The organism is Klebsiella sp. GG_Kp175, from assembly GCF_040062325.1.
GTDB lineage: Bacteria > Pseudomonadota > Gammaproteobacteria > Enterobacterales > Enterobacteriaceae > Klebsiella > Klebsiella quasipneumoniae.
Genome location: NZ_JBEAFX010000006.1, coordinates 95,206 through 113,036, shown reverse-complemented (window position 1 = coordinate 113,036; position 17,831 = coordinate 95,206). Strand labels below are relative to the sequence as shown.

The 17,831-nt window shown below is 58.2% G+C and carries 18 protein-coding genes; 9 read left to right on the top strand and 9 right to left on the bottom strand.

Annotated features, from left to right (window positions below):
- Window positions 1-45: 45 nt before the first annotated feature.
- Window positions 46-969: a LysR substrate-binding domain-containing protein gene (locus tag ABLU73_RS12860; protein ID WP_032455748.1), complete on the bottom strand. Its 924-nt coding sequence runs from the start codon at window positions 967-969 to the stop codon at window positions 46-48.
- Here ABLU73_RS12860 and ABLU73_RS12855 point away from each other — a divergent pair.
- The 8 genes from ABLU73_RS12855 (at window position 961) to ybiB (ending at window position 10,285) form a co-directional block, all read left to right on the top strand.
- The gene (locus tag ABLU73_RS12855; RefSeq protein WP_032431308.1) at window positions 961-1,098 is read left to right on the top strand and encodes a hypothetical protein; all 138 of its coding nucleotides are present in this window, start codon (window positions 961-963) and stop codon (window positions 1,096-1,098) included. The two genes, ABLU73_RS12860 and ABLU73_RS12855, sit on opposite strands and share 9 nt — an antisense overlap.
- Before the next feature lie 288 nt (window positions 1,099-1,386).
- Window positions 1,387-2,721: an MFS transporter gene (locus ABLU73_RS12850; protein ID WP_004886173.1), complete on the top strand. Its 1,335-nt coding sequence runs from the start codon at window positions 1,387-1,389 to the stop codon at window positions 2,719-2,721.
- Between the two features lie 50 nt (window positions 2,722-2,771).
- Window positions 2,772-3,521, top strand: coding sequence for a glucose 1-dehydrogenase (locus ABLU73_RS12845; protein ID WP_004886175.1), 750 nt, complete (start codon window positions 2,772-2,774; stop codon window positions 3,519-3,521).
- A gap of 13 nt (window positions 3,522-3,534) precedes the next feature.
- Window positions 3,535-4,380, top strand: coding sequence for a transketolase (locus ABLU73_RS12840; RefSeq protein ID WP_017900161.1), 846 nt, complete (start codon window positions 3,535-3,537; stop codon window positions 4,378-4,380).
- Window positions 4,380-5,372, top strand: a complete 993-nt coding sequence (locus ABLU73_RS12835) for a transketolase family protein (protein ID WP_099441737.1) — start codon at window positions 4,380-4,382, stop codon at window positions 5,370-5,372. Before ABLU73_RS12840 ends, ABLU73_RS12835 begins: the two co-directional genes overlap by 1 nt.
- A gap of 215 nt (window positions 5,373-5,587) precedes the next feature.
- Entirely contained in the window at window positions 5,588-6,943 is a 1,356-nt protein-coding gene (gene rhlE, locus ABLU73_RS12830) for an ATP-dependent RNA helicase RhlE (RefSeq protein WP_004886179.1), read from the top strand.
- A 192-nt stretch (window positions 6,944-7,135) separates the two neighbouring features.
- Entirely contained in the window at window positions 7,136-9,292 is a 2,157-nt protein-coding gene (gene dinG / locus ABLU73_RS12825) for an ATP-dependent DNA helicase DinG (protein ID WP_048294418.1), read from the top strand.
- Between the two features lie 27 nt (window positions 9,293-9,319).
- A complete protein-coding gene (gene ybiB, locus ABLU73_RS12820) occupies window positions 9,320-10,285 on the top strand; it encodes a DNA-binding protein YbiB (protein ID WP_004886183.1) in 966 nt (321 codons plus the stop codon).
- Between the two features lie 109 nt (window positions 10,286-10,394).
- Here the strand turns inward: ybiB and ybiJ are convergent, their stop codons facing one another.
- From ybiJ to ABLU73_RS12800, 4 genes are all read right to left on the bottom strand, one after another.
- The gene (ybiJ, locus tag ABLU73_RS12815) at window positions 10,395-10,655 is read right to left on the bottom strand and encodes a DUF1471 family protein YbiJ (RefSeq protein WP_004176772.1); all 261 of its coding nucleotides are present in this window, start codon (window positions 10,653-10,655) and stop codon (window positions 10,395-10,397) included.
- A 285-nt stretch (window positions 10,656-10,940) separates the two neighbouring features.
- On the bottom strand, window positions 10,941-11,207 hold the full coding sequence (locus ABLU73_RS12810; protein ID WP_002895824.1) for a DksA/TraR family C4-type zinc finger protein: 267 nt from the start codon (window positions 11,205-11,207) through the stop codon (window positions 10,941-10,943).
- A 20-nt stretch (window positions 11,208-11,227) separates the two neighbouring features.
- Window positions 11,228-11,488 (bottom strand): DUF1471 domain-containing protein, encoded by a 261-nt coding sequence (locus ABLU73_RS12805; protein WP_023320022.1) that lies wholly within the window; start codon window positions 11,486-11,488, stop codon window positions 11,228-11,230.
- A 140-nt stretch (window positions 11,489-11,628) separates the two neighbouring features.
- The gene (locus ABLU73_RS12800) at window positions 11,629-12,243 is read right to left on the bottom strand and encodes a flavin reductase family protein (RefSeq protein ID WP_094311238.1); all 615 of its coding nucleotides are present in this window, start codon (window positions 12,241-12,243) and stop codon (window positions 11,629-11,631) included.
- Between the two features lie 96 nt (window positions 12,244-12,339).
- On the opposite strand from ABLU73_RS12800, the gene rlmF reads away from it, so the two are divergent.
- Window positions 12,340-13,254: a 23S rRNA (adenine(1618)-N(6))-methyltransferase RlmF gene (gene rlmF / locus ABLU73_RS12795; RefSeq protein ID WP_017900155.1), complete on the top strand. Its 915-nt coding sequence runs from the start codon at window positions 12,340-12,342 to the stop codon at window positions 13,252-13,254.
- Here the strand turns inward: rlmF and ybiO are convergent, their stop codons facing one another.
- The 4 genes from ybiO to glnH form a co-directional block, all read right to left on the bottom strand.
- The gene (gene ybiO, locus ABLU73_RS12790; protein ID WP_264923464.1) at window positions 13,255-15,450 is read right to left on the bottom strand and encodes a mechanosensitive channel protein; all 2,196 of its coding nucleotides are present in this window, start codon (window positions 15,448-15,450) and stop codon (window positions 13,255-13,257) included.
- A 110-nt stretch (window positions 15,451-15,560) separates the two neighbouring features.
- The gene (gene glnQ, locus ABLU73_RS12785) at window positions 15,561-16,283 is read right to left on the bottom strand and encodes a glutamine ABC transporter ATP-binding protein GlnQ (RefSeq protein ID WP_004212183.1); all 723 of its coding nucleotides are present in this window, start codon (window positions 16,281-16,283) and stop codon (window positions 15,561-15,563) included.
- Window positions 16,280-16,939, bottom strand: coding sequence for a glutamine ABC transporter permease GlnP (gene glnP / locus ABLU73_RS12780; protein ID WP_002895837.1), 660 nt, complete (start codon window positions 16,937-16,939; stop codon window positions 16,280-16,282). Before glnP ends, glnQ begins: the two co-directional genes overlap by 4 nt.
- Window positions 16,940-17,064: 125 nt before the next feature.
- Complete coding sequence (glnH, locus tag ABLU73_RS12775; protein WP_004886198.1) at window positions 17,065-17,811, bottom strand: glutamine ABC transporter substrate-binding protein GlnH; 747 nt, start codon at window positions 17,809-17,811, stop codon at window positions 17,065-17,067.
- Window positions 17,812-17,831 lie beyond the last annotated feature (20 nt).

Sequence of the window (17,831 nt, the reverse complement as noted above, 5' to 3'; positions counted from 1 at the left end):
TGATTAACTTTAGGCGTCGACTGGCGCTTTGTCCACCCGCCAGGGCTAAATATGAAAGCCGTCTTCCTCTAGCTCACCGGCGACCCAGGCGAAGAAGCGCTGGACCTTCTCCTTCTGTTCATTAGCGTGGGGAAGGACGAAGTGGTGCGCGCCGACTGGCATGCTCCGCTCGTCGGCAAACACCGGCGTCAGCTGTCCCTGGCGCACATGGCCGCCGGCCAGCAGATTGCTTTCCAGGATCACCCCCATCCCCATCCGGGCCGCCTCGATGCTCATGTACGACCGGTCGAAATTAAAGATAAAGTTTTTGTGCCAGCCGCGGACCTTGTGCCACGACAGCCAGTTGCTCCAGTTAATTAAGGTGCTGTCGGAATGGATCAGATCGCAGGCCAGCAGATCTTCCGGGGCGTGAACCGCATGGCGGGTTAAATAAGAGGCGGCGCTGTAGGGCAGGACGCACTCATTTTTAATGGTTCTGACCAGCAGCGTCGGCCACTGCGACAGCCCGTGGCGAATATCGATATCAATATTATCCCGGGAAAACTGAATGCTTTCGTAAGAGCAGGTGAGGCTGATTTTTAGCTCCGGCCACGCCTGACGGAATTTATCCAGCCGCGGCATTAGCCACAGCAGGCCGAAGCTCGGCGCCGAGTGAATGCGTAAATAATCCTGATGAATATCGTTGATCACCTGGCTGGTGGCCTGGCCAATCATATTCAGCGCTCCGGAGACCTCTTTAAGATATTTTTCTCCCACCGTGGTTAACATCACGCCTTTGCTGCTGCGGGAAAACAGTTTTTTTCCCAGCAAGTGCTCAAGACTGGCTATCTGATGGCTGACCGCCGAGGCGGTAATGTTGAGATTCTCTGCGGCCAGGTTGAGGCTGCCGGTCGCGGCGACTTCAATAAAAGCCTGGATATTGCGTAAAGAGGGCATCGGCAGATTTTTATTGGGCAGTGGTTGACTCATGGCGGCATCCTGCGCGGGGCGCGAATAAAAGAAAATGGCGAACAGCGTGGCGCAGCCGTGATGAACAGCCCAGGGAAAAGCGAAAAAACCATTTTAATTTGTGATGGGCTTAACAATTTATCTCGTTAAAAGCACGCCTCTCAGTAAACGCTAAAAATTTGCTGGGAGTCACTAACTCAATTTTTCTCAATCATAATTGAGCTTTTTTGAATACCGTTTCATTTTTGGGTTGTTATATTCCCCTCACAGGCCTGATCACAAACTGCGATGCGCTTGGATCGCAATAATAAAACACCTAACCACCTGTTTCGCTGTGCAAAAAGACATGTCTCTCTTGTTGCGCCGGGGCGCGTGAAACGCGGCGACCCAGACGGCAACCTACGGCGAAGTGGATGAGGTATAAGATGAGGAAACCCTATGTCACGTATAGATACGCTGGTCTGTACTGACGCCAGGAAAACAAAATATCGTTTTGTGGTTTTGACGATGATTTTCCTGGTGTATGCCATCAATTACGCCGACAGAACGAATATCGGCGCGGTACTGCCGTTTATCATTGATGAATTTCATATCAATAATTTTGAGGCCGGGGCGATTGCCAGTATGTTTTTCCTCGGCTATGCGGTCAGCCAGATCCCGGCCGGCTTTTTCATCGCCAGACGCGGCACCCGGGGGCTGGTTTCACTATCCATTTTCGGCTTTTCCGCTTTTACCTGGCTGATGGGCACGGTGAGCTCCGTGTTTGGCCTGAAGCTGGTGCGGCTGGGCTTGGGGCTGAGCGAAGGTCCCTGCCCGGTGGGGCTGGCGTCGACGATAAATAACTGGTTTCCGCCGAAAGAGAAAGCCACAGCAACCGGCGTTTACATCGCGGCGACCATGTTTGCGCCGATTATCGTGCCGCCGCTGGCGGTGTGGATTGCGGTGACCTGGGGCTGGCGGTGGGTCTTTTTCTCCTTTGCCATTCCCGGGATCGTGGCGGCGATAGCGTGGTACCTGTTGGTCAAGTCAAAACCCGCGGAGAGCGGATTTGTATCTCAAAGCGAACTGGCAGAGATCAACGCCGGGCGCGACAGCCATCATAACGACGGTGTACGCGAAAATATATTAATCGCCGATCGCTTCACCTGGCTGGATAAAATTATTCGGGTGAAAAAAATGGCGCCTGTGGATACGGCGAAGGGCTTATTTACCTCAAAAAATATTCTCGGAGACTGCCTGGCCTATTTTATGATGGTCAGCGTGTTATATGGGTTATTAACCTGGATTCCGCTGTATTTAGTGAAAGAGCGCGGTTTCGATGTGATGAGTATGGGCTTCGTAGCCAGTATGCCGTGCATTGGCGGCTTTATTGGCGCGATTGGCGGCGGATGGATTTCGGATAAATTATTAGGCCGCCGGCGCAAACCCACCATGATATTCACAGCGGTATCAACCGTAGTCATGATGTTAATTATGCTAAATATACCGGCAAGCACCCTGGCGGTCTGTATTGGTTTATTCTTTGTCGGTTTCTGTTTGAATATCGGCTGGCCGGCTTTTACCGCCTACGGTATGGCGGTTTCGGATACGAAAACTTATCCCATTGCCTCTTCTATTATAAATAGCGGCGGTAACCTCGGCGGATTTGTAGCGCCGATGGTGGCCGGTTTCTTACTGGATAAGACGGGGAGCTTTAATTCTGTATTTACCTATTTTGGTATCTGCGCCGCATTGGGTTTGGTGGTGATTCTTTTCCTCGATGAGCCACAATAACGAAAATAGATCCTGTTAATTAATATGACGTAATGTCATGGAGTGAAACTATGTTATTAAAAGATAAAGTCGCCATTATTACTGGCGCGGCCTCCGCACGCGGTTTGGGTTTTGCGACTGCGAAATTATTCGCCGAAAACGGCGCGAAAGTGGTCATTATCGACCTCAATGGCGAAGCCAGTAAAACCGCCGCGGCGGCCCTGGGCGAAGGCCATCTCGGCCTGGCGGCGAACGTCGCCGACGAAGTGCAGGTGCAGGCGGCCATCGAACAAATTTTGGCGAAATACGGCCGGGTCGATGTGCTGGTCAATAACGCCGGGATCACCCAGCCGCTGAAGCTGATGGACATCAAACGCGCCAACTATGACGCGGTGCTCGATGTCAGCCTGCGCGGCACGCTGCTGATGTCGCAGGCGGTGATCCCCACGATGCGGGCGCAAAAATCCGGCAGCATCGTCTGCATCTCGTCCGTTTCCGCCCAGCGCGGCGGCGGTATCTTCGGCGGTCCGCACTATAGCGCGGCAAAAGCCGGCGTGCTCGGCCTGGCGCGAGCGATGGCGCGCGAACTTGGCCCGGATAACGTCCGCGTTAACTGCATTACCCCAGGGCTGATTCAGACCGACATCACCGCCGGCAAGCTGACGGACGACATGACGGCCAATATTCTTGCCGGCATTCCGATGAACCGCCTCGGCGACGCGGTGGACATCGCCCGCGCCGCGCTGTTCCTCGGCAGCGACCTCTCTTCCTACTCCACCGGTATCACCCTGGACGTTAACGGCGGCATGTTAATTCACTAAGCGAGGCACAGAGATGAAGATCACCGAATCACAAAAAGTCGCTGCGGCGGCGTGGCGTATCCGCCGCTACGCCCTGCAAATGGGTGAAGTGCAGGGGCAGGGCTATATTGGCCAGGCGCTGGGGTATGCCGATGTGCTGGCTACCGCCTTCAGCCACGCCATGACCTATCGCCCGGAAGATCCTGAGTGGGAGGGGCGCGATCGGTTCCTGCTTTCTCATGGCCATTACGCTATCGCTTATTATGCCGCGCTGCTGGAGGCGGGCATTATTCCGGAAGCGGAACTGGAAACCTACGGCTCCGACGACAGCCGCCTGCCGATGTCCGGCATGGCGACCTACACGCCGGGGATGGAGATGTCCGGCGGCTCGCTGGGGCAGGGACTGTCTATCGCCGTCGGCATGGCGCTCGGGCTGCGGCAAAAACAGAGCACGGCCTGGGTCTATAACTCGATGTCCGATGGGGAGCTGGACGAAGGTTCGACCTGGGAAGCGGCGATGTCGGCGGCTCACTATGGCCTGACCAACCTGATTAACCTTGTCGACGTCAACAAACAGCAGGCCGACGGCGATTCACGCAAGATCCTCGGCTTTGAGCCGCTGCAGGATAAATGGGCCGCCTTCGGGTGGTACGTACAGCGCGTAGACGGTAACGATCTGCCGGCGGTGATGGCCGCCTTTGACAACGCGAAAAGTTATTCCGGCAACCAGCCGCGGGTCATTTTATGCGACACGCTGATGGGCAAAGGGGTGCCGTTCCTCGAAACCCGCGATAAGAACCATTTTATTCGCGTCGATGCCGACGAATGGCAAAAAGCGATTGCGGTGCTGGACGCTAACAAACCGGAAGGAGTGCTGTAATGAGCCAGAGTAAACCCCGTTTAAAAACGTCGGCGATGATTGCTTCGATTGCCGATGAAGGCCAGGCGACCGTCTCTGCGCCCTTTGGCGTCGCGCTGTCGAAACTGGCGGCGCAGCGCCCTGAAATCGTCGGTATGACCGCGGACCTGTCAAAATATACTGACCTGCATATTTTCGCCCAGGCCTTCCCGGATCGTTTTTTCCAGATGGGAATGGCGGAGCAGCTGCTGATGGCGGCGGCGGGAGGCATGGCGAAGGAGGGATTTATTCCCTTCGCCACCACCTATGCCGCCTTTGCGACCCGTCGCGCCTATGATTTTATTCATCAGGTGATCGCTGAAGAACATCTGAACGTCAAGATCTGCGCGGCGCTGCCGGGCCTGACGACCGGCTATGGCCCCAGCCATCAGGCCACCGAAGATCTGGCGATCATGCGCGGTATCCCCGGCATGGTCATCGTCGATCCCTGCGATGCGCTGGAGATTGAGCAGGCGGTACCGGCCATTGCCGATCACCAGGGTCCGGTGTATATGCGCCTGCTGCGCGGAAAGGTGCCGCTGGTGTTGGATAAATACGACTATCAGTTCGAACTGGGCAAAGCGAAGCTGCTGGAGGACGGCAACGACGTGCTGATTATCTCCTCCGGGCTGATGACCATGCGCGCCCTGGAGGCAGTTGAAAAGCTGCGGGCCGATAATATCAGCGTGGCGGTCCTGCACGTGCCGACCATCAAACCGCTGGATGAAAAAGCGATTATTGAACAGGCGTCGAAGCCGGGTCGGCTGGTGGTCACCGCCGAAAACCACACCGCTGTCGGCGGGTTAGGGGAGGCGGTGGCCGCCCTGCTGATGCGCAAGGGGGTTCACTGCGAGTTGGATACCGTTGGTCTGCCTGACGCGTTTCTGTTGGCCGGCGCGCTGCCGACCCTCCACGATCGCTACGGCATTTCCACCACGAAGATCGTCGAAAAAATTAAGTATCGTCTGCGTTAACCGCGCTGCGGCGACGCGCCTGGCCGCTGAGCGCTCTCAGCGGCCTTCTTCCTCCCGCCAGCCAGGCGCGGCATTCTTTTACAGATTTTATGCGGCCTGTCACAAAATCTGCTAGACTGCGCCCCTTCATGGCATTGTGGTTTTTGCCATCTCTTATCGCAATAATCTCCCTGAAAACTACGCCCTTCACCGGGCCGGGGCGGTTCGGAGTTGTTATGTCTTTTGATTCCCTTGGCCTGAATCCCGATATCCTGCGCGCTGTCGCTGAGCAGGGCTACGTTGAGCCGACCCCTATCCAGCAGCAGGCGATCCCGGCGGTACTGCAGGGCCGCGACCTGATGGCCAGCGCCCAGACCGGCACCGGTAAAACGGCGGGCTTTACTCTGCCGCTGCTGCAGCGCCTGATCCAGAACGAGCCGCATGCGAAGGGCCGTCGTCCGGTGCGCGCGCTGATCCTGACCCCGACCCGCGAGCTGGCGGCGCAGGTGGGCGAGAACGTGCGGGATTACAGCAAATATCTGAATATTCGCTCGCTGGTGGTGTTCGGCGGCGTGAGTATCAACCCGCAGATGATGAAGCTGCGCGGCGGCGTCGATATCCTCGTCGCCACCCCGGGCCGTCTGCTGGACCTCGAACATCAGAACGCCGTCAGCCTCGATAAAGTGGAAATCCTCGTACTGGATGAGGCGGACCGCATGCTGGATATGGGCTTTATCCATGACATCCGCCGCGTACTGGCGAAACTGCCGCCGCGTCGGCAGAACCTGCTGTTCTCGGCGACCTTCTCCGACGAGATCAAAGGCCTGGCGGAGAAACTGCTGCACAACCCGCTGGAAGTGGAAGTGGCGCGTCGCAACACCGCCTCCGAGCAGATCACCCAGCACGTCCATTTTGTTGATAAGAACCGCAAGCGCGAACTGCTGTCGCAGCTTATCGGCGAAGGCAACTGGCAGCAGGTGCTGGTCTTTACCCGCACCAAGCATGGCGCCAACCACCTCGCGGAGCAACTCAACAAAGACGGCATCCGCAGCGCGGCGATCCATGGCAACAAGAGCCAGGGGGCGCGTACCCGCGCGCTGGCCGACTTTAAATCCGGCGGCATTCGCGTGCTGGTGGCGACCGATATCGCCGCCCGCGGACTGGATATCGAAGAGCTGCCGCACGTGGTGAACTACGAGCTGCCGAACGTGCCGGAAGATTATGTCCACCGTATTGGGCGTACCGGTCGCGCGGCGGCCACCGGCGAAGCCTTGTCGCTGGTGTGCGTCGATGAGCACAAGCTGCTGCGCGATATCGAGCGCCTGCTGAAAAAAGAGATTCCGCGCATCGCGATTGCCGGCTATGAGCCGGACCCGTCGATTAAAGCCGAACCTATCCAGAACGGTCGCCAGCAGCGCGGCGGCGGTCGTGGTCAGGGGCAGGGACGCGGCGGCCAAGGGCAGGGGCGCAGCGGACAGCCGCGCAGCCAGAGCAGCGCCCCGCGTCGCCAGGACGGCGAGGCGCCGAAAGCGCGCACTCAGGACGGCAAACCGCCGCGCCGCCGTCGCCCGCGTAAGCCGGCTGGCGAATAACAGGCTGATGCCCGGGCCGCGATAACGCGGTTAAGCACGGCTCAGGCCCGTCTGTCCGCTACGCGGCGGCGGGCCTTTTTCTTTCCATTACACTATTTGTCGAGCACGCTTCCACACACAGCAGAAAGCAATACCTCCGGACGGGTAAAAATGGCACAATAGTGGCTGTTTATACAGTATTCAGGTTTTCTCATGGCTTTGACCGCTGCGCTGAAAGCGCAAATCGCCGCCTGGTATAAGGCGCTTCAGGAACAGATCCCGGACTTTATTCCCCGCCCCCCGCAGCGGCAGATGATCGCTGATGTGGCGAAAACCCTCGCCGGGGATGAGGGCAGGCATCTGGCTATCGAAGCGCCGACCGGCGTCGGTAAAACGCTGTCATACCTTATCCCTGGCATTGCCATCGCCCGTGAGGAACAAAAAACGCTGGTGGTCAGCACCGCCAACGTCGCCCTGCAGGATCAAATCTACAGTAAAGACCTGCCGCTGCTGCGCAAGATTATCCCCGACCTGCGCTTCACCGCCGCCTTTGGTCGCGGACGCTACGTCTGCCCGCGCAACCTGGCGGCGCTGGCCAGCACCGAGCCGACGCAGCAGGATCTGCTGGCTTTCCTCGACGACGATCTCACCCCGAACAACCAGGCGGAGCAGAAACTGTGCGCGACGCTGAAGCAGGACCTTGACAGCTATCGCTGGGACGGCCTGCGCGACCATACCGACAAACCCATCGACGATGGACTATGGAGCCGGCTGAGCACCGATAAGGCCAGCTGCCTGAACCGCAACTGCCACTATTATCGCGAGTGTCCGTTCTTTGTGGCGCGGCGGGAAATTCAGGAGGCGGAAGTGGTGGTAGCCAACCATGCGCTGGTGATGGCGGCGATGGAGAGCGAGGCGGTGCTGCCGGAGCCGAAAAACCTGCTGCTGGTCCTTGATGAAGGCCATCATCTGCCGGACGTCGCCCGCGACGCGTTGGAGATGAGCGCCGAGATCACCGCCCCCTGGTTTCGCCTGCAGCTGGATCTGTTCTGCAAGCTGGTGGCTACCTGCATGGAGCAGTTCCGCCCGAAAACCACGCCGCCGCTGGCCAATCCGGAGCGGCTCGCCGGCCATTGCGAAGAGCTGTTCGAGCTGATTGCGTCGTTGAATAATATTCTCAATCTCTACATGCCCGCCGGCCAGGAAGCGGAGCATCGCTTCCCGATGGGCGAACTGCCGCAGGAGGTGATGGAGATCTGCCAGCGGCTGGCGAAGCTCACCGAGACGCTGCGCGGGCTGGCGGAGCTGTTTCTTAACGATCTCAGCGAAAAGACCGGCAGCCATGACGTGGTGCGTCTGCATCGGGTACTGCTGCAGATGAACCGCGCCCTCGGCATGTTTGAAAGCCAAAGCAAGCTGTGGCGTCTGGCGTCGCTGGCGCAGTCCTCTGGCGCGCCGGTGACCAAATGGGCGACGCGGGTAGTGCGAGACGGCCAGATCCACGTCTGGTTCCACTGCGTCGGCATCCGCGTCAGCGATCAGCTTGAGCGGCTGCTGTGGCGCAGCGTGCCGCATATCGTGGTGACGTCAGCGACGCTGCGCTCTCTTAACAGCTTCTCGCGCCTGCAGGAGATGAGCGGCCTGAAGGAAAAAGCGGGTGACCGCTTCGTGGCGCTGGATTCGCCGTTCAACCACGTGGAGCAGGGGAAAATTATTATTCCTCAAATGCGCTATGAACCGTTGATGGATAACGAAGAGCAGCACATTGCCGAGATGGCGGCCTATTTTCGCCAGCAGGTGGAGAGCAAGAAGCATCTCGGGATGCTGGTGCTGTTTGCCAGTGGGCGAGCGATGAATCGCTTCCTGGAGCATGTGACCGACCTGCGTCTGATGCTGCTGGTGCAGGGCGACCAGCCGCGCTACCGGCTGGTGGAGCTGCATCGCAAACGGGTGGAAAGCGGCGAGCGCAGCGTGCTGGTGGGCCTGCAGTCCTTTGCCGAAGGTCTCGATTTAAAGGGCGATCTGTTAAGCCAGGTACATATCCATAAAATCGCCTTTCCGCCCATCGACAGCCCGGTAGTGATCACCGAAGGCGAATGGCTGAAAAGCCTCAATCGTTATCCCTTCGAGGTACAGAGTTTGCCCAGCGCCTCCTTTAATCTTATTCAGCAGGTGGGGCGTTTGATCCGTAGCCATCACTGCTGGGGAGAGGTGGTAATTTACGATAAGCGTCTGTTGACCAAAAACTACGGCGCGCGTCTACTGAACGCGTTACCTGTTTTTCCCATAGAGCAGCCGGGCGTTCCGGAGGTTATAGTAAAACGGAAAGCAAAACAGACAGCAAAACAGACAGGCCGCAAACGTCGCTGACGACGGCGCGTTGCACCAGGGGGAGCCATGGAGTACAGCAAAATTATAAAAGAGGTGGGCCGCGGTAAGAATCATGCCCGCGACCTGGATGAAGAGACCGCCCGTGCGCTCTACGCGCGGATGCTGAACGGCGAGGTGCCGGAGCTGGAGCTGGGAGGAATATTAATCGCCCTGCGCATCAAAGGCGAAGGCGAAGCGGAGATGAAAGGCTTTTACGCCGCGATGCAGCAGCATACGCTGCGCCTGACCCCGCCGGCAGGCAAGCCGATGCCGATCGTTATCCCCAGCTACAATGGCGCGCGCAAGCAGGCGAACCTGACGCCGCTGCTGGCGATGCTCCTGCATAAGCTGGGGTTTCCGGTCGTGGTTCACGGCGTCAGTCACGATCCGACCCGGGTGCTGACCGAGACCATTTTTACCCTGCTGGACATTCCGGCTACCCGGCATGCCGGTCAGGCGCAGGCGCAGCTGGAGGGGCATGAACCGGTGTATATCCCGGTGGGCGCCTTCTGCCCGCCGCTGGAGAAACAGCTGGCGATGCGCTGGCGGATGGGCGTACGCAACAGCGCCCATACGCTGGCCAAACTGGCCACGCCGTTTGGCGAAGGGGAGGCGCTACGCCTCTCCAGCGTGTCGCATCCGGAATATGTTCCCCGGGTGGCGGGCTTCTTTCGCGAGACCGGTGGCCGCGCGCTGCTGATGCACGGTACCGAAGGCGAAGTGTACGCCAACCCGCAGCGCTGCCCGCAGATCAGCCTGATTGATGACCAGGGCGTGCGGGTGCTGTGCGACCGCCAGACCGAGGCGGCGGCGGAAGTTATTCTGCCGGCCTCGAAAGATCCCGAAGTGACCGCGCGCTGGATCGAGCGCTGCGTCGCCGGCGTCGAACCGGTACCCCACTCGCTGAAGATCCAGCTCGCCTGCTGTCTGCTGGCCTGCGGCGAGGTCTCAACCCTGGAGCAGGGTCTCAGCCGCGTCAACGACTGCTGGTGAGCGGATCGGCAGGATAAAAAAAAGCCCGTCCGGTGGCTCGGACGGGCAAGGCAAGGGTATTAAAGGTCTTTTCAGGGTTAATTCAGTGGCTTACAGGGTTGAGTTGCGATTATTTATAGATAACCGCGGTACCGCTCAGTTTGTTGTTGGTGTTAGCGGAAGTGATGCTATAGCCGGTTGCGCCAGCGGCTTCGGCTTTAGCAGCCAGTTTCGCTTCCAGACCATCTAATGTGGTTGCGCCTTGCGCAGACACCACACCGATCTTATTCATGCTTTCAGCCTGAGCGGGGGTAACCGGCTCGGCGGCAAAGGCGCCGAAGGAAAGGGCGGTCAGAGCGATGGCAGCGGCAGCATATTTGATGTTTTTCATAGTTAATCTCTCGCAGGTTGTTCTGTTCAGGGGACGATGTTCCGTCGATGTGATAAGTATCACGCTTTTTTGCGGGAGATAAAATCGAAGGAAATTCACAGTCTTCATCGATTTTTTTGAATGACTAATAATTTACTGATTATTAATAAATTATTTCTGATTCTTTTCGTCTGATGGCGGAGCGAGGGAGACCGGCACGCTTAAGGGCACATATTGCGACATTTATCGCCAAAAAGTGTGCGCGAAAAGATAATGCGAAAAGCTGTCATGAACGGTAAAGGAAAGTCAGCGTAGCTGGCTATCCTTGGAACCACGGCGATTATATCCTGAAAATGTATTGTTATGTAAATCTTTCTCCTGTTGGCACTTCACGCAGTATCTGACGCCAGGAATAGCCTGTCGACGAGCCTCCGGAATCGGTTCTCCGCATTCATCACAAAATTTGTTGCTTTCGCCGCGTGGAAGCTCGCGGCGGGCGCGAGCCACCGCATCGTCAATGGTGCTGTCGATCTGATCCTGAACTGCGCCGTCGCCTGCCCAACCTGATGCCATCGTCTGCCTCCTGTAAAAGGTTATTGATAAATTATAGCTGAACCGTACAGCCGGTTACCGCTGCTGGCGGCATTGACCCGCCAGGCTATCGCCCCACGGCGGTGGGCCTTATCCGCGAGGGCAGCCACCAGGTCGTCAAGGGTACGGGCGCCGGAAGCGGAGACGGTGCCGACAGGGCGCAGCGGCCCGTCATAGGGCAGTTCAGGTGTCAGCGGCAGGGAAGAGGCCGCGTTGGCCTGAGCGGCAAGCGCAGCGGCAAACAGCAGCGAGGTGATTTTCATCAGCATATCCTCATAAACAGCATGGGACATAGCTTAAGTGTAGGCCTTTCCAGACCGCGCAGCAGGGAATTTTTTATGCAAAAACAAGGCGTTTTGCATGCTACCGGCGCAGGGTGGCGATACTCTGGCCGGTAAATTATTTAGCGGGCGTCCGGGCGGATCATGTCAAAACGCAGGCTGTCATCAATACTGTAATAGGCGCTCGGACCTCCGGCGCGCAGGATCGGCTGAGCGCGGGCGGTTTGATAAATGCCGTTATCCAGCAGTGATTCATCGATATGCACGGCGACCACTTCGCCGAGCACCAGCCATGTATCGACAAGGTTGCCGTCGGCGGTGGCGAGCTGAATACATTGCGACAGGCGGCACTCAAAGTTCACCGGGCTCTCCGCCACCCGGGGGGCCTTGACCAGGCGGCTGGCGGCGGCGTTGAGCCCGGCGCGCACGAATTCGTCCTCATGGTGCGGGATCGAGGCGGAGGTTTCGTTCATCGCTTCGGCCAGCGGGCGCGTCGCCAGGTTCCACACGAACTCCTTCGTTTCGACAATATTGCGCACGCTGTCTTTCCAGCCGCTGCTGGCGAAACCAATGATCGGCGGACGATAGTTAAAGCAGTTAAAAAAGCTGTATGGCGCCAGGTTACGCTGGCCCTCGGCGTCCTGCGAGGCGATCCAGCCTATCGGGCGAGGCCCGATTATCGCGTTCAGCGGGTCATGCGGCAGGCCGTGGCCCTGCGAAGGTTGATAAAAGTACATGCTGCACCTGTCACGGATAAAGGAGATATCCAGACTCCCTTATTTACCGCGCCGCCGTCAACGGGTATCTTACGCGGCTGTTCAAAGGAGATTGTCATGAAAGCCCAGAAACCGGGGTTACACCCGCGTAACCGCCACCATCAACGCTACGACCTGCCCGCGCTCTGCCAGGCTCATCCTGACCTGCAGGGATACATTACGCTCAATCCGCGGGGTGAGCAGACCATTGATTTTGCCAATCCGCAGGCGGTTAAGGCGTTGAATAAAGCGCTGCTGGCGCATTTCTACGCGGTCAAACACTGGGACATTCCTGACGGTTTTCTCTGTCCGCCGGTGCCCGGGCGGGCCGATTATATTCATCATCTGGCGGATCTGCTGGCCGGGGACAGCGGCGAAGTGCCGAAGCAAGCCACGATCCTCGATATTGGCACCGGCGCCAACCTCATCTATCCCCTGATCGGCGTTCACGAATACGGCTGGCGCTTTACCGGCAGCGAAATCAGCCCGGAAGCCTTCGCCAGCGCGCAGGCGATTGTTAATGGCAACCCGGGATTGACCCGGCAGATCCGTCTGCGTCGGCAAAAAGAGAGCCAGGCCATCTTCCACGGCGTGATCCACAAAAACGAGACCTATGACGCCACCCTGTGCAATCCGCCGTTCCATGACTCCGCAGAGAGCGCCCGGGCGGGCGGCGAGCGCAAGCGCCGCAATCTCGGACTCGGCGCCGACAGCGGGCTTAACTTTGGCGGTCAGCAGCAGGAGCTGTGGTGCGAGGGGGGCGAAGTGGCCTTTATCTCGCAGATGATCCGCGAAAGTCAGGCCTTCGCCCGCCAGGTGAAATGGTTTACCTCGCTGGTGTCGCGCGGCGACAATCTGCCGCCGCTCTACCGCCTGCTGACCGAGGTCGGGGCAGTGAAAGTGGTGAAAAAAGAGATGGCCCAGGGGCAAAAGCAGAGCCGCTTTATCGCCTGGAGCTTTATGGACGACGCCAAACGCCGCCGTCCGTTCTAACTACTCCACGGCCGGGCTGTCGGCGCCCGGCATCGGCAATTGCTGCCAGGTCTGTACCGGGGCGCGAACCCCGGCGCGATCGAAGTGCTTTTTCACCTGGGTATCAAGGGCAAAGCGCACCGTCCACTGCTTCAGCGGCAGGGTGGTGAAGCTGACGCGCAGCGTAAAGGCGGTATTGCTCAACCCCACCAGCCCGGCGAACGACGGTTCGCCAATGATCAGGCCGCGGATCTCCTCCTGGGCCAGCAGATCGTCCACTGCCGCCTTCAGCGCCTGGCTGGCTTTATCCAGATCCTCATGGCGATCGACGTCATAGTTAGCCACCACCGAGCCAATGCCGCGCACGAAGTTGGCAAAGGTGGTGATCGAGGACCAGGGAATAATGTGATAGGCGCCGGTATCCTGGCGCACCCCCACTGAGCGAATCGACATCCGTTCCACCGTGCCGGTCAAAGGCCCGATGGTGACCAGGTCGCCGGTATTCATCCCGTTCTCAAACTGGATAAAAATGCCGGTGATAATGTCTTTAACCAGGGTTTGCGCGCCAAACGAGATGGCCAGCCCTAACGCCCCGGCGCCCGCCAGCAGCGGCGCGATATTAACCCCAATCTCCGAGAGCAAAATCATCACCGTGATGGTGCTGATCACCACCGCCAGCGCGTTGCGAAACAGGGTTAGCAGCGTACGGGCCCGCGCGCTGGGCAGCGGACGGCCATGGATATCCGAGGCCAGACGGTTTTCGATCAGGCTGGCCAACACCGTCCAGCCGATAGCGGAGAAGAAGAGGATAAGAGCGATACGGATCAGCACATCCACCGTTTTTTGCCCGGCATCGTTGTGCAGCCATTCGCGGAAGTCAAACAGCCCCCAGGCGCTCAGGAGCAGCATTATGGCGACACAGACGGTGAGAATGCGCGCTGCCTTCAGCGAGGCGGAGATCCAGCCGTTCAGCCGCTTTTGCAGCTCAGGATAGTTGCGCTGGGTGGCAGGGGAGAGAGTGATGGTTTTGGCTATCCAGCGCGACAGGATGCCGGACACCAGCGCCGCGCCGCCGATAATCGCCAGGCTGCGCAGGGTGGCGCCCATCATAAATTTCAGGCTGTTGCCTGGGTCGAACAGGGAAAAGAAGAAGAGCACCACAAAGTAGGCGCAGGCCAGCCAGTGCCAAATCAGGGCGAAGGCGCGGATAAACAGGCTAAAAAAGGAGAGCGAGCGGTCAGCCAGATGGATCAGCCCCTGCGTAATCACCGCTTTGTTATGAAAAATCAGATACAGCGCCCACAGCGTAATGCACAGCATGATGATGACGTTAGCCAGCGCGCCGGCCTGAACATTCACCTGGTTAGAGATAATCGGCACCGCGACGATCAGGCCGTAGCCGATCAGGCTGCTGAGGGCGCTCAGGCGCAGACTCCAGTAGGAGGCGGCCTCGTCGCTGAGGTTAAAGGGCCTGAGCGCTGGAATGCGCGGGCAGAAAATGAGCCGCAGGATGGCTTTAAAGAACTCGATCAGCGCGAAGGCGTTGAGGAAAAGGCTCTGCTGAAAGGCGATAGTGGGGTTGTTGCCATCCAGACGATCGCTCAACAGCTGACCGACAAACAGGGTCAGCGCCAGCAGCAGCAGATCGATAATAAACGCCCCGGCGATGGTCAACGGCAGCTGGAGCCAGTTTCCGCGATCGCGGTTTTTATGCCGTCCCCATTCGCCCATTTTACGATACAGCGGCAGCGCCGCGAGGCGTACCAGCCACCAGAAGGCAAACACCAGCCCGGCCAGCAGTAAAAAATGCCAGGCGGCGCTGGTAAAGGTTTGTGGATTAAAGGGCTTATGCGGCGAGCCGGTAATATTGCGCCACAGCTGGGAAAAGCGCGATGAGAGCTCATCGCCATATTCCCGGCTGATCTGCGTGACGTTCTCCAGCACGGTGGTCTCTTCTTTCACCGCCGGCGGCGTCAGCGTCGGGGTGCTGTCGGGCGGCGGCGTGGCGGCCGCTTTACGCAGCTGGTCAATGAGCTCCTGACGGGCGGCGTCGTTGGCCAGCACGTCGGCCAGCGCGGCATAGGCCGCTCTTTTCTGTTCTACATCGGGTTCGCTGGCGCTGGTTTTATCGGCGTTAGCGGTCGGCACGCCGGGCAGGGCGGCGGCGGAAAGCGGGGCAGTAAACAGCGCAGCGAGCAAAAGCAGGATCCACGGCATGGGCACCTCCGTTGCAACGTAAACGGGTAAGTATAGAAGCCGCTGGCGGAAGGGGAGGGAAGAGGAATCTGGAAAGCGGCTCTCTCCGCGAGGGAGAGAGCCGTTGTGGGTCAGGCGACGTGCTGCAGGAATTCGCGCAGACGCGGGCTTGGCGGGTTGTTCACCAACTCCTGTGGATTGCCGTCTTCGGCAATTCGTCCTTTGTCGATAAAGATCAGTCGCGAGGCCACTTTTTCGGCAAAGCCGATTTCGTGGGTCACAATCACCATCGTCATACCCTCTTCCGCCAGATCCTGCATCACCTTGAGCACTTCATGGCGCAGTTCCGGGTCGAGCGCGGAGGTGGGCTCATCAAACAGCATCATCTTCGGCTTCACAGCCAGCGCGCGGGCGATGGCCACACGCTGCTGCTGGCCGCCGGAGAGTTCAGACGGATAGTGATGCGCGCGCTCAGCCAGACCGACTTTCGCCAGCAGATCTTTCGCCAGCTTCTCCGCTGCCTGTTTGCTGGCGCCGCGTACCCGCAGCGGGCCAAACATCACGTTTTCCAGCGCCGTCAGGTGCGGGAACAGGTAAAACTGCTGGAACACCATTCCTGCTTCCTGACGAATCAGACGTTCGTCCACCTTTGGATCGTTGACCTTCAGGCCATCGACAATCAGATCGCCGCTGGTGATCTCTTCCAGTTTATTGATACAGCGCAGCATCGTCGATTTACCGGAGCCGGACGGGCCGATGATGACCACCACTTCACCCTGATTGATTTTCAGAGAGATATCGTGCAGCACCTGGGTTGGGCCAAAGTGCTTGGAGACGTTTTTAAATTCAATCACAGGATTTTCATCCTTCTTTCAAGACGACGCAGAATAAAGCTCAGGACCAGGGTGATGATCAGGTAGATCACGGCAACGGCGCTCCAGATTTCCAGCGCGCGGAAGTTGCCGGCGATGATCTCCTGTCCCTGACGGGTCAGTTCGGCGACGCCGATGACGATGAACAGCGAGGTATCCTTGATGCTGATGATCCACTGGTTGCCCAGCGGCGGCAGCATGCGGCGCAGCGCCAGCGGCAGGATCACGTGGCGAATGGTTTCGCGACGCGACAGGCCGAGCGCCAGGCCCGCTTCGCGGAAGCCTTTATGAATGGAGAGCACCGCGCCGCGGGTAATTTCCGCGATATAGGCGCCCGAGTTAATCATGATGGTCACTACCGCCGCGGAGAAGGGGTCAATGCGCAGATCGCTAAAGGCCATCGGCAGCGCAAAGTAGATGAACATAACCTGCACCACAATCGGGGTGCCGCGAATGATTTCAATAAACACCAGCGCGATGTGGTTGGCGATCCAGCCGCCGAAGCAGCGGGCGAAACCGGCCACCAGACCGATGATCAGGCCGCCGGCCAGGCCGAGGACGGAAATCCACAGCGTCATTTTGGCGCCTTCCAGCAAAATCGGAATGGCGGGCCAGATGGCACTCCAGTCAAACTGCATAATACGTTCCTGTTACCGTGTCGAGAGCAGAGGAAAGCCTCCGCCAAAATACGGTCTCCCGCAGCGTCTGTGCCGGAAGACCGTTGTGATGTCGCCGGGCCTGCGCCCGGCGAAGGACATTTTTATTATTTTGGTTCAGTGCCGAACCATTTTTTATAAATTTCGTTGTAGGTGCCGTTCTCGCGCAGCGTTTTCAGCGCACCGTTCACTTTCTCACGCAGCTCGTCGCTGCCTTTCGGGAAGGCGATACCGTAGTTTTGCGCTTCCAGTGATTCACCTACCGCTTTGAATTTGCCGTTGCCCGCAGTTTTGATGAAGTAGAGGATGTTCGGCGTATCGTGCAGGACGGCATCCGCGCGGCCGGTACCCAGCTCCATATAGGCGTTATCGATGTTCGGGAACTGACGCAGATCTTTGGTTTTGATATTAGCTTTCGCGTAGTCAACGGAGCCGGTGCCGCTCTTCACCGCGACCACTTTGCCGTTCAGATCTTTCACATCTTTGATGTCGTTATTATTGGCGTTGACCATCACCAGCAGGCCGCTTTTGTAGTAGCCGTCAGAGAAGTCGATGGCTTTTTTACGCTCGTCGGTAATGGTGATCCCCGCCAACGCCAGATCGATATTTTTGGTTTGCAGCGCCGGGATAATGCCGCTGAAGTCCATCGGCTTCAGGGTGTAGTCGAGCTTCAGCTCTTTGGCGATGGCCGCCCACAGGTCAACGTCAAAACCCACATACTTATCGCCTTGCTTAAATTCGAACGGGACGAACGCCGTATCGGTGGCGACAACCAGGGTCTTATTGGCGGCATGGGAAGAAACCGCAAAAGCCAGGGTCAGTGCAGCCAGTGAAACTTTAAATACAGACTTCATAGCATTTCCTTTTATATCCA

Coding starts and splice junctions, on each gene's coding strand:
- ABLU73_RS12840 (WP_017900161.1), top strand. CDS start 3,535: ATGAAGATCACCGAATCACAAAAAGTCGCTGCGGCGGCGTGGCGTATC.
- ybiJ (WP_004176772.1), bottom strand. CDS start 10,655: ATGAAAAACATCAAATATGCTGCCGCTGCCATCGCTCTGACCGCCCTT.
- ybiO (WP_264923464.1), bottom strand. CDS start 15,450: ATGCCGTGGATCCTGCTTTTGCTCGCTGCGCTGTTTACTGCCCCGCTT.
- glnP (WP_002895837.1), bottom strand. CDS start 16,939: ATGCAGTTTGACTGGAGTGCCATCTGGCCCGCCATTCCGATTTTGCTG.
- rhlE (WP_004886179.1), top strand. CDS start 5,588: ATGTCTTTTGATTCCCTTGGCCTGAATCCCGATATCCTGCGCGCTGTC.
- ABLU73_RS12860 (WP_032455748.1), bottom strand. CDS start 969: ATGAGTCAACCACTGCCCAATAAAAATCTGCCGATGCCCTCTTTACGC.
- ABLU73_RS12835 (WP_099441737.1), top strand. CDS start 4,380: ATGAGCCAGAGTAAACCCCGTTTAAAAACGTCGGCGATGATTGCTTCG.
- ABLU73_RS12805 (WP_023320022.1), bottom strand. CDS start 11,488: ATGAAAATCACCTCGCTGCTGTTTGCCGCTGCGCTTGCCGCTCAGGCC.
- glnH (WP_004886198.1), bottom strand. CDS start 17,811: ATGAAGTCTGTATTTAAAGTTTCACTGGCTGCACTGACCCTGGCTTTT.
- ABLU73_RS12810 (WP_002895824.1), bottom strand. CDS start 11,207: ATGGCATCAGGTTGGGCAGGCGACGGCGCAGTTCAGGATCAGATCGAC.
- ybiB (WP_004886183.1), top strand. CDS start 9,320: ATGGAGTACAGCAAAATTATAAAAGAGGTGGGCCGCGGTAAGAATCAT.
- dinG (WP_048294418.1), top strand. CDS start 7,136: ATGGCTTTGACCGCTGCGCTGAAAGCGCAAATCGCCGCCTGGTATAAG.
- ABLU73_RS12850 (WP_004886173.1), top strand. CDS start 1,387: ATGTCACGTATAGATACGCTGGTCTGTACTGACGCCAGGAAAACAAAA.
- ABLU73_RS12845 (WP_004886175.1), top strand. CDS start 2,772: ATGTTATTAAAAGATAAAGTCGCCATTATTACTGGCGCGGCCTCCGCA.
- rlmF (WP_017900155.1), top strand. CDS start 12,340: ATGAAAGCCCAGAAACCGGGGTTACACCCGCGTAACCGCCACCATCAA.
- ABLU73_RS12800 (WP_094311238.1), bottom strand. CDS start 12,243: ATGTACTTTTATCAACCTTCGCAGGGCCACGGCCTGCCGCATGACCCG.